Raw genomic sequence first — 14,015 nt, 5'->3', positions numbered from 1 at the left:
CTCCTCACTTGGTCATGTCGAGGACGAAGCGGTACCGGACGTCGTTGCGCGCGAGCCGGTCGAGCGCCTCGTTGACCTGGTCCGGGCGCATGATCTCCACATCGGCGACGATGCCGTGCTCGGCGCAGAAGTCGAGCATCTCCCGCGTCTCGGCGGTCCCGCCGCTCCCCGCGCCCGCCAGGGTCTTCGCACCCTGGATGAGGCTGAGCGGACCGACCGTGAGGTCCCCCGGCGGGATGCCCACCACGCACAGCGTGCCGTCCATCGCGAGCGCGGACAGGTACGGCTCCAGCGAGTGCGCCGCGCCGACCGTGTCGAGGATCAGGTCGAAACGGCCCTTCTGATCGGCCATCAGCTTCTCGTCCGTGGACAGCACCACGTCGTCGGCGCCGAGGGCGCGCGCCTCGTCCGCCTTGTCCGGCGTCCTGGTGAACTGGACGACCTCGGCGCCCAGTCGGTGCGCGATCTTCAGCGCGAGATGACCGAGCCCGCCCATCCCGACGATGCCGACCGTCCGGCCGGGCGCCGCGCCCCACCGCTTCAGCGGGACGTACGTGGTGATGCCCGCGCACATCAACGGCGCGACACCGGCCGGGTCGAGCCCTTCGGGCAGGTGGTACGTGAACTTCTCCGGCAGTACGTACTCCGAGGAGTAGCCGCCCCGTGTCGTCAGTCCGTCCTTCGGGTCGGTGTTGCCGTACGTCAGCGTGGGGAACCGCAGGCACCAGTTCTCGCGGCCGGCCAGGCACGGCGGGCAGCCGCCGCAGGAGTCGATGATGTTGCCCACCGCGACCTTGTCGCCGGCGGTGAACCGGGTCACCGCGTCGCCGACCGCGGTGATCTCGCCGACCAGCTCGTGGCCGGGTACGAGCGGGAACTCGCCGCCGTGGTTGATCGCGGAGATGTCACTGGAGCAGACGCCGCAGTACTCCACCCGTACGGCCACGTCGTCGCCGCGCAGCTCACGGCGGGTGAAGTCCCAGGGCTTCAGCGGGCCGCCCCGCTGGTGGGCGGCCCATCCGGTGACGTTCCTCATGGGGGTGGCTTCCCTTCGCAGGCATAAGTAACTAACTAGTTTGTTGTCGCTCGATGAAACGTACCTACGTGAGCCCTCGATAGTCAAACAAACTAGTTAGTTTATTGCCGTTGGTGGCGGCGACGCCGGGCTCAGCGCAGGATCCCCGCCTGCCGCGCCTCCCGCAGCCACGAAGGGAACTCCGACAGCAGCCGGTCGTACAGCTCCGGATCCGACACGCTCTCGATGTCGTCGACGGCGAAGAAGCCGACGTTGTCGACGCGGCGCCCCGCCATGGTGTCGAAGCGCTGCAGCACGCCGTAGTTGGCCCGGCCGAGCCCGACGAACTGCCAGAACACCGGCTCCTCGACGGCCGCCCGCAGCTCCGCCTCGATCTCGCGGTCCCGGTACACACCACCGTCGGAGAAGAACAGGACCAGGGTCGGCGCCGGCACCGGATTCTCACGTACGTACGCCCGCACCTCCGCGATGACCTTCTGCTCCTCGTTCTGGAAACCGACCGCGCGCATGTCGACCTGCCCCGGGACCTGGCCCTTCGGCGGCTTCTTCCGGCCGAAGAGACTCATCTGCCCCACCCGCACATGCAGCCTCAGCCACTCGGGCAGCTCGCCGATCGTCAGGTCGGGCAGCCGGGCCGGGTTCGTGGCGAACGTCCACGCCTGCATCTCGCCGTCGTCGTCCAACTGCGCCGCCACGGCCGCCATCCGCTCGGCGACGTTCTTCACCACACCGCGCGAGTACAGGGCGGTCATCGAACCCGAGGCGTCGAGGACGAGGATGACGCGCGCGACGACCCCGGTGACACCGTGCTTGTCCAGGCTGACCGCCACCTGCTCCTTACGCAGCGAGAGGCGCTTGCGCATGTCGACGGGAAGCCGCTCCTCACCCTTGGTGAGCCGGGGACCGGGGGAGGAGCCACGGGACGGCGCTGCGGCCGGCGCCCGCGGCGGCCGGACGGGTGCGGGCACCGGTGCCCGAACCGGCGCTGCCACCGGCTGAGGCGGCTCCGCGTCCACCGTGATGCCGAAGTCCGTCGCCAGCCCGGCCAGCCCGCTCGCGTACCCCTGCCCGACCGCCCGGAACTTCCACCCGCCGGCCCGCCGGTACAGCTCGCCGCTCACATACGCCGTCTCCGTACCGGCCGACATGTCGAAACGGGCCAGCTCCGCACCGGACGCCACGTCCAGCAGCAGCAGCCGCAGGCCCGGCACCTGCCCGAACGTCCCGCCGTCGGCCGACGCGCACAGCGCCACACGCTCGACGGCGGGCTCCAGCGCGGCCAGATCCACGTCCACCGAGTCGGCGCCGGGGCGCTTGCCGAGATGGCGTACGGCGTCCGAGGCGTGGCGCGGCTGGTTGTAGAAGACGAAGTCGCCGTCGGAGCGCACCTGTCCGGTGTTCGCCAGCAGCAGCGCGGAGGCGTCCACGTCCGGGACGCCGGGCCCTGCCGACCAGCTGAGGACCGCCCGCACAGCGGGGACCGTTACCGGGATATTGGCGCCTTTGCTGAGTGTCGTCACGGCAGCCAGTCTGCCCGCCGACGGACCCGAAGTCTGCGGACTTCGCAGACTCCACCGCGCCGCCCGCGCCCCGCCGCAGTACCGTGGCGGCATGGGTACATGTACAGATCTCGCCAACGCGACTACTGACGTGGCGCCCCTTTCGCCCACCGACGAATGCGTCGACTGCGTCGCCCTCGACCGCCGGGACTGGGTGCATCTGCGCCTCTGCCTCACCTGCGGTCATGTCGGATGCTGCGACAGCTCACCCCTGCGCCACGCGTCCGAGCACTTCGCACAGACCGGTCACCCCGTCATGCGCTCCCTGGAGCCGGGCGAGGACTGGCGCTGGTGCTTCACCCACCAACTGCTGGGCTGACAACTGCTGGGCCGACCTACTCGGCCTCGGACTCGGACCCCGTCCTGTTGTCGGCCTCGGCCTGAGCCTCGGCGTCGCCCGCCCGCCCAGAGCCGACCGCCTCCTCCTCGATCGGCAGGCACACCTGGAAGCGGGTGTCACCGGGCTTCGACGTGACCCTGAGGTCACCGTGGTGCTTGTTGACCACGATGCGGTACGAGATGTCCAGGCCCAGCCCCGTGCCCTCACCGACCTGCTTGGTGGTGAAGAACGGCTCGAAGATCCGCGGCCGGACCTCCTTCGTGATCCCCACCCCCGTGTCCGCGATCTCCACCATCAGCCGCGCGTCCTCGCGCCAACTGCGCACCGTGAGCGTGCCACCGTCGGGCATCGCGTCCAGGGCGTTGACGATGAGATTCGTCCACACCTGGTTCAGCTCCGCGCCGTACGCCGGGATCGACGGCAGCTCCCGGTCGTACTCCCTGACCACCCGCACGTTCTCCGGGATCTTGGCCTGGAGCATGGTCAGCGTGGCGTCGAGCAGCTCGTGCACGTCGACGATCTGCAACGGCGTCCGGTCGAGCTGCGAGTACTGCCGGGCCGCCCCGACCAGCTCCGAGATCCGCTCCACGGAGTCGTCGATCTCGCCCATCATCAGCTCGGTATCGATGTTGTACGTGATCCAGCGCACCGCCGCGTCGAAGTGCTCCGGGCCGATCGTCCGGGCCGCCCCGGCCAGCCACGGCACCCCGATGCCCCCGGCCACCAGCGACGGCGCCAGGTCCCACGCCCCGGCGACGCCCTGCTCGTCCAGCCAGTCGCTGACCGTGTCCTCGGCGTCGGCGGCCTCCATCGCGGTCATGTTGCCGGCACCCGCGGCCGCGTGCTGAACGGCGTCGTCCTGGAGCCCCACCAGACGGTGCAGATCCGCCCCGCCGAGCCGGCCGTCGGCGATCATGGCCAGCTTGTGCCGCATGCCCGTGACCCGCTCACGCAGCCCCGCCGTCGCCCGCAGAGCGGCCGCGGCGGGATTGTTCAGCTCGTGCGTGAGACCGGCGGACAGCGACGCCAGGGCCAGCAGCCGCTCCCGTTCGTTGACGATCGCGTTGGCCGCCCGCGTACCGAAGAACAGGCCCTCCAGCAGATGCAGCGCCATCGGGAACCAGGTGCGTACCGCGTACGCGAACTCGTCGGCCGGCAGCACGTAGAACTCCGCGTCACTGACCGCGCGCAGCGTGTGCGGGTACAACTGCTCGACCCGGTCGCCGAGATACGCGCGCGTGGCGCCGCTGTACACGCCCCGCTGGTCGGTCCTGTTGACCTCGACGTCGTCGCCGTGCAGGACCCGGTTGAGCGAGAGGGCCCCGCTGAGCAGGATGAAGAAGCAGGTGGCCGGCTCGCCCTCCTTGTAGAGGACCTCACCGGCCTCCCGCCGCTCGACCCGGCCGCGCGCGGCCAGCCAGTCGAGCTGTTCGGGGCTGAGCGCCTCGAACAGGAAGAGTGTGCGCAGCTCGTCCGGTGTGAGCCGGTCCTCCGCTGGGATGGTCACTGTGCCTCCAGATAGCGGTGCACCAGGGAAACAGCCATGGCGCCCTCGCCGACGGCCGACGCGACGCGCTTGACCGAGGCCGCGCGCACATCGCCGGCGGCGAAGACGCCCGGGATGCTCGTCTCCAGGTGGTAGGGGTCGCGTGGCAGCCGCCAGCCCGCCGGGCGCTGCCCGCTGGTCATGAGGTCCGTCCCGGTCAGGACGAAGCCGCGGTCGTCGCGGGTGACGGCCCCGTCCAGCCAGTCCGTGTGGGGCTCGGCGCCGATGAAGACGAACAGCCACGACGTCGACACGTCCCTGCTCTCCCCGGACCGGCTGTCGCGCAGGGTCAGGCTCTGCAGATGCCCGTCGCCCTCCGCGCACGTCACCTCGGTCCACGGATGGATCTCGACGCCGGAGATGCCGTCGAGCTGCTCGATCAGATAGCTCGACATGGAACGCGACAGATCGCCCTGCCGGATCAGCAGGTGGACACGGCGGGCGTAGCGGGAGAAGTACACGGCCGCCTGCCCGGCGGAGTTGGCGCCGCCGACGATGTAGACGTCCTGGTCGGAGCAGTTGACCGCTTCGGTGACGGTGGACCCGTAGAAGACCCCCGTGCCGGTCAGTTCCGCCACGCCGACGGCCCCGAGGCGCCGGTAGTCGACCCCGGTGGCGAGGACCACCGTGTGAGCGGTGACGGAGTCCGCCTCGCCCAGGCGCAGCACCCGGCCGGAGCCCGCCGCGTCCAGGGCCACGGCCCGCTGCGTGCTGAGGATCTCCGCGCCGAACTTGAGTGCCTGACGGCGCGCCCGCTCCGTCAGCTGCTGGCCCGAGACGCCGTCCGGGAAGCCCAGATAGTTCTCGATCCTGCTGCTCTGGCCGGCCTGCCCGCCGGTGGCCTGCTGCTCGACCAGCAGCGTACGGAGCCCTTCCGACGCGCCGTAGACGGCCGCGCCCAGGCCGGCGGGGCCGCCGCCGACGACGATCAGGTCGTAGAAGTCCGAGGCCGGGACCGTGCTGAGCCCGACATGCGCGGCCAGTTCCCGCTCGGAGGGGGACACCAGCGTCTTGCCGTCGGAGGTGACGACCATCGGCACGTCCGCCTGGGTGAGTCCGGCGGCGGTCAGCAGCCGGGTGCCCTCCGGTTCGTCGGAGAGCAGCCACCGGAACGGCACCAGATTGCGGGCGAGGAAGTCGCGTACGGCGAAGGACGGCGCGGACCAGCGGTGACCGACCACGCGGGTCTCGGTGGCGACCGGATCCGGGGTTTCCAGCCACAGCTCCAGGAGCGAGTCGATCACCGGGTAGAGATTCTGCTCCGGGGGGCTCCACGGCTTGAGCAGATAGTGGTCGAGGTCCACGACGTTGATGGCGTCGATCGCGGCCTCGGTGTCCGCGTACGCGGTCAGCAGCACCCGGCGGGCGAGCGGGAAGAGATCCATCGCGGCCTCCAGGAACTCCAGGCCGTTCATACGGGGCATCCGGTAGTCCGCGAGCATGATCGCGAGCTGGTCCCCACGCAGCTTGATCTCCCGCAGGGCCTCCAGGGCCTCCTCGCCGGACACGGCACGTACGACCCGGTAGCTCTCGCCGTAATGCCGCCGGATGTCGCGGGCGACGGCCCGGGAGACGGCGGGGTCGTCGTCGACGGTCAGGATTGTCGGATTCGCCATACCTCCATCATCGCTCCGGACGGCGCGGGGTGCCGGGTCCTGTGGACAACGGCGCGCGGTGGCCGTGGAGGGCCGGGCCGGGCGTGCGGGTGCGGTGGACGGCGGTTGGGGGGCCGCCGTCCACCGCGGTCGGGAGGGCCCCGGGACACGCCCGGGGCCCGGTGACGGTCAGTGCGCGGTGTTGGTCTGCCAGACCACCGTGCCGTCGGCGGCGCGGATCACCACGTTCCCGTCCATGAGGATGATGAGCTTGGCGCGCGGATTCCCGGTCGTACGGGACTTCCACACCGGCCTGTCGTCGGCCCCGAGGATGACGATGTCGCCGTCCTCCTGGAAGACCGCCCTGGCCCCGCCGCTGCCCGCGGTGCCCGACTCCCAGACCTGCTGGTCGCGCTCGTTCAGGACGACCAGATTGCCGTCCTGCCGCATCACGAGCCGGGCCTTGGCCGTGCCGACCGACCCGTCCTCCGGGCGCAGGATGTACGGGGCCTCGATGATCAGGTCACCGTCGGGGCCGCCGCCGCCGTTCAGCTGCCCGTCCGCGAGAGCCTCGATCGTCGACAGCGAGGGCGAGAACGCGTACACCGCGCCCTCCGTCCGCACGAACTGCTCGAAGCGCACCTGGCAGCCCTTGAAGCTGACCTCGGTGGCGGTGGCGACCAGCGGGTCCCGGCCGGGTGCCGGGTCGCGCTGCGGGAAGTTCGGCTCCTCGATCCAGTCCTTCTGGATGAACTCGAACTGCTTGACCAGGTCCGACTGATAGCAGACGAAGACCAGACCGCGCGGTGCGTCCGGGCCGTTGCCCGCACTGCCGGCGGGGTCGAACGGCTGGCCGTAGGGGATACCGCGCCGCATGATGCGCCGCCCGTCGAGGCCGCCCTTCTCCGGGATGGTCTGCGTGTCGCTCGACCTGACCAGCAGGCCGTCGCGCGGGCTGGTCTTGCGCAGGTGCGAGAACAGCGGCGTGATCTCGCCCTCCAGGTCGTCGCGGTAGCTGATGTCGTTGTCCGACCAGGCTTCCGCGTCACTCGGGCTGTCCGCGTGCGGGCACTTCGCCACCGGTGTCCCCGAGCGCCAGCGGCCGACCAGCCGGGCGGCCAGCCACTCGGTCGTGGCCTCGGGAGGCACCACCTCCTGGACCTTCAGCTCCTTCAGACGCGCCCCGACCTGGGCCCACCAGCCGGGGACGTCCTGCGCGAGGCGCCGCAGGACCTGGAAGGAGCCGTCACGCGCCCAGTCCGGGAGGTCGGTCTGCTTCCCGTCGTCCCGCTCGTACCCGACGACGATCTCGCCGGCCGGGATGATCCGGGTGCCGGGGCTGCCCTTCTTGTGCTCGGGCCTGTTCGGGTCGGGCGCGTCGAAGCCCTTGACGGCCGGCTCACTGATGCCGTCCTTGAAGCCGAAGTGCTCCTTGCCCCGGCGGGTCCCCTCCAGGGTCGCCCCGTCCTGCTCGAAGACGATCACGACCTTGTGCCGGGCGGCCTCCTCGCGCTCCTCGGTCAGCGCGACGCGCAGGTCCTGGGGACGGTCGGCGGAGACGGTGAGCACCGCGTGGACGGGCTGGCCCGTGCCGTTGCCGAACAGCCAGTGCTCCGGCGCGCACTGACCGGTGTCGCCGAGCATCGCGGCCCGTGCGGCCGGGCCCTGCTTGTATGCCTCCTGCGTGCTGCCCGGCGGAACGGACGGGAAGGGATCACGCCCGGCCAGCAGCTTCAGCCCGGGGTAGGTGAAGCTGACGACCCGCCATACGGCGTTGAGGGCCTTGGGGTCGTCGCCGCCGGACTGCTTACGGGCCTTGCTGAACTCCGCGTTGAACGCCGCGACCTGCCGCGTCGTGGCGATCCGCGGCCGCAGCCGGCGCAGCCACGTCCTGGCCTGGACGTCGTTCTCGAACTTCAGTAAGAGGAGCTGGACATGGTCCTTCTTGGCTCCGGCGATGATGTCGCCCTGGATCTCCCGGCTCCTGCGCAGCGGCAGATCGGCCTCGGCCGGCGGCTCGTACGTCTGCGGACGCTCCGTGGCGTAGGTCATGACCGCGCCCCGTCCGGTTCGAGGGAGATCCACTTGGCGATGCTCGGCACACCCTCCTCGTTGAGGAGGAAGAGCATGTACCAGCCGGGCGGGGCGGCCTCGGCGGTGGGCGGACCCTGCAGCTCCAACTCCCCGTTGCCCTGCCGCTTGATCCGCAACTCCAGGTGCCGCTGGCTGGTGTTGACCGAGTGGGTGGCGGTCGTGGGCGCCAGCAGCACGGCCCGCTTCACCTCGTCGGCGGTGGAGCTGGAGACGGTGAACCGCTGGTCGAACGCGAGCGGCCGCGACGGGGCGGAATCCAGCTCGGGACGCGCGCCGTTGTGGAGATACGGCGGCTCGTACATCTCGATGGTGCCGTCGATGTCGTCCTTGATGTCCCGGTCGTTGGCGATCTGCTGCGCCTCGTCGCCGGTGACCATGACGCGCCCGTCGGGCAGCACCACGGCGTTCGAGTGGTACCCGCGCGGCAGCCGCTGGACGGGGCCGAGTCGCCAGTCGCCGTTCTCGTCCCGCAGCTCCGTGTGCCGGTACTTCAGGTCCGCGTTCGGGTTGTACTGCCCGTTGCCGTAGTCACGGATGTCGTAGGAGCCGTTGACCGTGAGCAGATTCCCGGTGGGCAGCAGCAGGGTGTTGTCCTGCGTACGGCCGAAGGCCCGCGCCTCCTTCGTCTTCCACTTGCCGGCGGCGAGCTGATAGGTGTTCGGGTCCGTACGGTCGCCGCCGAGGACCAGGACGGAGTCCGGGCCGCGGAAGCCGCCGGGGAGCGGGACGGCTGAGCCGTAACTACGGTCGACCGCGCCCGGCCGCTGCGCCAGATCGCTCCGGGTCTCCCTGACCGGGTCGAACAGCCACTGCTGGTCGTGGCTGCGGCCGAGGCCGTAGATCTTCCCGTCGCGCAGGCTGAACAGATGCGGGTAGTCGAGCTTGTACGGGGCGTCCGCGCCGAAGCGGTCGACCGGCTGGAAGCGGGGGATGTCGGTCTTGCGGTACGGAACGGGGTCCCGCAGCGCGGGGAAGCGCTCCACGATCGGGGTGGGCGTGCCCCAGCCCAGCTCGGACTGGCCGGACATGATCAGCATCCGGCCGTCGGGGCCGGTGACCACGCTGGGATACCAGCGGCCCACGGACATGTCCTCGTTCATCGCCCAGGTCTCGCTCCACGGGTCGAAGACGAAGGACAGCTTGGCGCCCGAGCCGCCGTTGCCGCCGAGATTGCCGCCGAAGACACCGAGCATCCCGTTCGGCAGGAAGGCGTGGCCCGCGCAGAAGATGGGCGCGGGGCGGGAGACGCCCGTGCTGTCGGGCATCGTGACGGCGGGCGGGGTGACCTTCTTGAAGGCGTTCGCGCCGGTGCCCTTCTGGGGGTCCCAGAGGAAGGCACGGCCCCGGTTGGCCGCTCCGACGACCTGCGTGGGGGCCGTCTCCTTGGTGGGGTCGGTCTCGATCCGCTCGAAGGAGAAGAGGAGCACCTTGCCGGTCGGCAACTGGGCGACGTGGACGCCGAAGTCCGGTGAGTCGAAGTACTCCTTGAAGGCGCCGAAGTCCGACGCCTTGTACTCCCTGTTGGTCTTCTCCTGGCTCTCGGTGAGCGCCTTCAGCCGGGCGGTGCGGGTCGCCTGCGGATAGGTGCCGAGGTCCGCGGCGCCCTGCCGGGTGGTGGCGTGCTCCTCGGCGTGCTCACGGCCGAGCATCGCCACTTCGGCGGGATCGACCTCGGGGTCCTTCGCCTTGGGACCCTCCGTCCCGGGCCCCTCCGTCTTCCCGGCCGGGCCGGCGCCCGCCCTGGTGGAGTGCTCGTGGTGGCCCTCGCCGCTGTGAGCGACAACGGGGGCGGCACCGACGAGAGTCGTGGCGGCGAGGGCGCTGACGACAGCGCATGCGGCGAGTGTGTTGGACAGCCTTGTGCGAGAGCGGGGATTTCTCATGCGGCTCGGTCCAGGTCCTTTCCGAGGTGGTTGGAGCACGGGGTACGGCGATGCCGCACCCGAAGCGAATGACTACTCGCAGTAATCAATGCTGGCGGTGTACGGGAGGAAAGGTCCAGAAAAACGAGCGATGTTGCCTCGATGGAGGTAACAGGCAGGTCATAGGGTTCGCTCTCCGCGTGCGCGCCCGGCGCACGGCCCGATGCGCCGCCCGGCCGTTGCGTGCCAAGTCGGCGTCTGACGCGAGCTGTTGACAAACCCGTGACATGCTTGAAAACTCTGACTGCCTGATCGCAGGACCTGAACGGCGAAGCTCAATTATTTGCGGTTCTCTTGCAAGATCGGGGCAGTCATTCTGTCCCGTTTGATCGTGGTCCTGCCGTCCACCCCCACCACGGACCGGCATTGCTCACTCTGTCGACCCCACGGAAACAGAGGACACCATGAAGTCGAAGCACCTGAGACGACGTCTGATCTCCGGTATGTCCATGACCGGCCTGCTCGTCGTCGGACTCCTGCCCGCCGCGTCCGCGTCGGCGGCCGGCGCGCCCGCGAAGGCCGACGACACGTTGGCACGACCGGCCGCGGCCGAGCGCGGAGCCACCCTCCCGTACACCGAGTACGAGGCCGAAGCCGCCGACTACGACGGCACGTTGCTGGAGGCGGACGCGAAGCGCACCTTCGGGCACACCAACTTCGCCAGCGAGTCGTCCGGCCGTAAATCGGTGCGGCTGGACAACTCCGGGGAGTTCGTGGAGTTCACCTCCACCAACGCGGCGAACTCGATCGTCGTACGCAACTCCATACCCGACGCGCCGGGAGGCGGTGGCCTCGACGCCACCATCAGCCTCTACGCCGACGGCACCTTCGTACAGAAGCTGGATCTGTCGTCCAAGCACAGCTGGCTGTACGGCAACACCGACGACCCCGAGTCGCTGACCAACACGCCCCAGACGGACGCCCGCAGACTGTTCGACGAGTCGCACGCGCTGCTGGAGAAGAGCTATCCGGCGGGCACCAAGTTCAAGCTCCAGCGTGACGCGGAGGACACCGCCCAGTTCTACATCGTCGACCTGGTCGACCTGGAGCAGGTGGCGCCCCCGGCGGCCAAGCCGGCCGAGTGCACCTCGATCACCGAGTACGGGGCCGTCCCCGACGACGGGAACGACGACACCAAGGCCATCCAGGACGCGGTGACCGCCGACCAGAACGGCGACATCGACTGCGTCTGGATCCCGGCGGGCCAGTGGCGTCAGGAGCAGAAGATCCTGACCGACGACCCGCAGAACCAGGGGCAGTACAACCAGATCGGGATCAGTGACGTCTCGATCCGCGGCGCCGGAATGTGGCACTCACAGCTCTACACGCTCACCGAGCCGCAGAACGCGGGCGGGATCAACCACCCGCACGAGGGCAACTTCGGCTTCGACATCGACGACAACACCCAGATCTCCGACATCGCGATCTTCGGCTCGGGCCGGATCCGGGGCGGCGGGGGCGCCGAGGGCGGAGTGGGCCTCAACGGCCGCTTCGGGCAGAACACCAAGATCTCCAACGTCTGGATCGAGCACGCCAACGTGGGTGCCTGGGTCGGCCGCGACTACGACAACATCCAGGCCCTCTGGGGCCCCGCCGACGGCCTTGAGTTCAGTGGAATGCGGATTCGCAACACGTATGCCGACGGCATCAACTTCACCAACGGCACCCGGAATTCACTGGTCGACAATTCGTCATTCCGCACCACGGGTGACGATTCGCTCGCCGTCTGGGCCAACCGCTATGTGAAGGACCCGGCGGTGGACATCGCGCACGACAACTCGTTCACCAACAACACCATTCAGCTGCCCTGGCGGGCGAACGGCGTCGCGATATACGGCGGTTATGGCAACAAGGTGCAGAACAACCTGATCGCCGACACCGCCAACTATCCCGGCATCATGCTGGCGACCGACCACGACCCCCTGCCTTTCTCGGGCGAGACCCTGCTCACCGGAAACGCGCTCCACCGCACGGGTGGCGCCTTCTGGAACGAGGACCAGGAGTTCGGCGCGATCACCATCTTCCCGGCGAGCCGGGACATCACCGGAGTCAAGATCAGGGACACCGAGATCTCCGACTCCACCTATGACGGCATTCAGTTCAAGAACGGCGGCGGCAACGTACCGGACGTCGAGATCAGCAACGTCACGATCGACAAGTCCAACAACGGCTCCGGCATCCTGGCGATGGGCGGCGCCCGCGGCAACGCGGCGCTGACGAACGTGACCATCACCAACTCGGCCGAGGGCGATGTCCTCGTCGAGCCGGGGTCGAGCTTCGTGATCACCGGCGGCCCGGGCACGAAGCAGGCCGCCAACTAGAGGCAAATGCCTGATAAAAGGGTACTTACCAGGCAAATCCTCAGGGCGTGAGCCCGCTCGGCGCCTTCCGTGCCGCTCCGTGAGGGGAGCGACGGGAGGCGCCGAGTCGTTGGGCCGGGGTCCGCGTAGTCGCTGTAGTCGCTCCGTGACGTCGCGTGCCGAATGGAATCCGAAGCGCACGCGCCTTCCGTCGATGCCGGGTCGAATTCGCGAATGGGCAATGGCTGTTGGTGGGCTGTCGACTGTGGGGCCGTCCGGGGTGGACCTGTCGCCGGGGCTTCCCTCGGGGACAAGAAAGCAATCATTTGTCCGCTTTGCGGGTCCGGTCGTTATGGGTATTCCACGACTAACTTGTCCGTTTCTGGGCGGTGTTGTGATTGCGTGGTTGCATGGAAAGTCCGTGATGTGTGTCACAGGGCCGGCGGGCCGAATGTTCCGCCCGACCGCCCACCTCCCGCACAGGAAAGGAAAGTTGAGCCCTGAACCGCCGAGTGGGAATTCGAATTGATCGCCGCCCGATCCCCGAATGACCCGGCGCTGTGAATTCAGGACTTGTTTAGCCCCGACGTTCTCGCTTACGTTCTCGTCATTCCGGGCGGAACGCCGAATCCTGCCGCTGTCCGGAAACCGCATCCAACCATTCACGTACGGCAGGAGCGGGGGACCCAGGTAAGTCGCCGATCCGTTACACCGGACCGGCTTGGGGTGAAGCCGCGCCCACAGCGCGGCCGGGCATCTCCCGCCCGAACCCGACAGCTCACCTCGCAGGCGACGGAGAGGACCTCGTCATGCCCGCACAGGGTAAGCACCGCCGTTCCCGCACCATCCCGCTCGCCCACCGGCTCATCGCCGTCGGCACGGGCGGTGCCGCACTCGCCCTGCCCCTGCTGACCGCCACCACGGCCGGCGCCGCGCCCGCCCCGCAGCACGTCACGGCGGCCCCGTCGGCCGTCACCGCCGCCCAGAAGGTGACCCACACCGTCGTGAAGGGCGAGTCCCTCGCCAAGATCGCGGACGCCCGCTCCGTGAGCGGCGGCTGGAAGGCGCTGTACAAGACCAACCGCGACGCCATCGGCGACAACCCCTCGCTCATCCGCCCCGGCCTCAAGCTGAAGCTCGCCGGCGCGCCCAAGGCGGCGGCAGCCCCGACCGCCTCGACCGAGAACGCCGCGAAGGCCAAGCCCGCCGAAGCCGTCCAGGCCGCCGCCAAGTCCTACACCAACGACCTCGACGGCTGGATCCGGGAGGCGCTGGACGTCATGGCGCAGAACGGCATCCCCGGCTCGTACGACGGCATCCACCGCAACATCATGCGCGAGTCCGCGGGCAACCCCCAGGCCATCAACAACTGGGACTCCAACGCCGCGGCCGGCATACCGTCGAAGGGCCTGCTCCAGGTCATCGACCCGACGTTCGAGGCGTACCACGTGCCCGGCACGTCGACCGACAGCTACGACCCGGTCGCCAACATCACCGCGGCGTGCAACTACGCGGCCGACCGCTACGGCTCGATCGACAACGTCAACGGCCCCTACTGACAGACCCGACCACCACGTCGCGCGGCTCCCGAGCCGCGTCTGTCCGCCGATCGCCGGCCGGACC

General features: G+C 69.4%; 9 protein-coding genes and 1 riboswitch. Of the genes, 3 read left to right on the top strand and 6 right to left on the bottom strand.

Going from position 1 to position 14,015, the window contains the following annotated elements; all coding sequences use genetic code 11:
* Nucleotides 1-4: 4 nt before the first annotated feature.
* Both ACFUN8_RS08870 and ACFUN8_RS08865 read right to left on the bottom strand, forming a co-directional pair.
* Entirely contained in the window at nt 5-1,036 is a 1,032-nt protein-coding gene (locus tag ACFUN8_RS08870; RefSeq protein WP_383633670.1) for an NAD(P)-dependent alcohol dehydrogenase, read from the bottom strand.
* Nucleotides 1,037-1,167: 131 nt separating this feature from the next.
* Entirely contained in the window at nt 1,168-2,556 is a 1,389-nt protein-coding gene (locus ACFUN8_RS08865) for a VWA domain-containing protein (RefSeq protein ID WP_383633667.1), read from the bottom strand.
* A gap of 91 nt (nt 2,557-2,647) precedes the next feature.
* Here ACFUN8_RS08865 and ACFUN8_RS08860 point away from each other — a divergent pair, with 91 nt between their 5' ends.
* Entirely contained in the window at nt 2,648-2,914 is a 267-nt protein-coding gene (locus ACFUN8_RS08860) for a UBP-type zinc finger domain-containing protein (protein ID WP_382563002.1), read from the top strand.
* 16 nt (nt 2,915-2,930) lie between these two features.
* Here the strand turns inward: ACFUN8_RS08860 and ACFUN8_RS08855 are convergent, their stop codons facing one another.
* From ACFUN8_RS08855 to ACFUN8_RS08840, 4 genes are all read right to left on the bottom strand, one after another.
* Entirely contained in the window at nt 2,931-4,436 is a 1,506-nt protein-coding gene (locus tag ACFUN8_RS08855) for an ATP-binding protein (RefSeq protein WP_383633809.1), read from the bottom strand.
* Nucleotides 4,437-4,438: 2 nt separating this feature from the next.
* Nucleotides 4,439-6,097 (bottom strand): FAD-dependent oxidoreductase, encoded by a 1,659-nt coding sequence (locus ACFUN8_RS08850; RefSeq protein ID WP_383633663.1) that lies wholly within the window; start codon nt 6,095-6,097, stop codon nt 4,439-4,441.
* Between the two features lie 168 nt (nt 6,098-6,265).
* On the bottom strand, nt 6,266-8,128 hold the full coding sequence (locus ACFUN8_RS08845; protein ID WP_383633661.1) for a Dyp-type peroxidase: 1,863 nt from the start codon (nt 8,126-8,128) through the stop codon (nt 6,266-6,268).
* Nucleotides 8,125-10,053, bottom strand: coding sequence for a galactose oxidase-like domain-containing protein (locus tag ACFUN8_RS08840; RefSeq protein WP_383633658.1), 1,929 nt, complete (start codon nt 10,051-10,053; stop codon nt 8,125-8,127). Before ACFUN8_RS08840 ends, ACFUN8_RS08845 begins: the two co-directional genes overlap by 4 nt.
* Nucleotides 10,054-10,496: 443 nt before the next feature.
* Between ACFUN8_RS08840 and ACFUN8_RS08835 the strand changes: the two genes are divergently transcribed.
* Both ACFUN8_RS08835 and ACFUN8_RS08830 read left to right on the top strand, forming a co-directional pair.
* Nucleotides 10,497-12,413: a right-handed parallel beta-helix repeat-containing protein gene (locus ACFUN8_RS08835; RefSeq protein ID WP_383633655.1), complete on the top strand. Its 1,917-nt coding sequence runs from the start codon at nt 10,497-10,499 to the stop codon at nt 12,411-12,413.
* 617 nt (nt 12,414-13,030) lie between these two features.
* A riboswitch (cyclic di-AMP (ydaO/yuaA leader) is annotated at nt 13,031-13,197 on the top strand.
* 4 nt (nt 13,198-13,201) lie between these two features.
* Nucleotides 13,202-13,951 carry a transglycosylase SLT domain-containing protein gene (locus ACFUN8_RS08830; protein WP_383633652.1) on the top strand — a complete coding sequence of 250 codons (750 nt, stop codon included), beginning with the start codon at nt 13,202-13,204 and terminating at the stop codon, nt 13,949-13,951.
* The last annotated feature ends 64 nt before the right edge of the window (nt 13,952-14,015 follow it).

Source organism: Streptomyces sp. NPDC057307 (genome assembly GCF_042667665.1).
Lineage (GTDB): Bacteria > Actinomycetota > Actinomycetes > Streptomycetales > Streptomycetaceae > Streptomyces.
Note: the sequence above shows the minus strand (reverse complement) of the source record. Positions and strands in the feature narration are given on the sequence as shown.

What these genes read in the sequence shown, in the direction of transcription:
- ACFUN8_RS08835 (WP_383633655.1), top strand. Translation starts at nt 10,497, where the DNA reads ATGAAGTCGAAGCACCTGAGACGACGTCTGATCTCCGGTATGTCCATG.
- ACFUN8_RS08850 (WP_383633663.1), bottom strand. Translation starts at nt 6,097, where the DNA reads ATGGCGAATCCGACAATCCTGACCGTCGACGACGACCCCGCCGTCTCC.
- ACFUN8_RS08830 (WP_383633652.1), top strand. Translation starts at nt 13,202, where the DNA reads ATGCCCGCACAGGGTAAGCACCGCCGTTCCCGCACCATCCCGCTCGCC.
- ACFUN8_RS08860 (WP_382563002.1), top strand. Translation starts at nt 2,648, where the DNA reads ATGGGTACATGTACAGATCTCGCCAACGCGACTACTGACGTGGCGCCC.
- ACFUN8_RS08840 (WP_383633658.1), bottom strand. Translation starts at nt 10,053, where the DNA reads ATGAGAAATCCCCGCTCTCGCACAAGGCTGTCCAACACACTCGCCGCA.
- ACFUN8_RS08870 (WP_383633670.1), bottom strand. Translation starts at nt 1,036, where the DNA reads ATGAGGAACGTCACCGGATGGGCCGCCCACCAGCGGGGCGGCCCGCTG.
- ACFUN8_RS08845 (WP_383633661.1), bottom strand. Translation starts at nt 8,128, where the DNA reads ATGACCTACGCCACGGAGCGTCCGCAGACGTACGAGCCGCCGGCCGAG.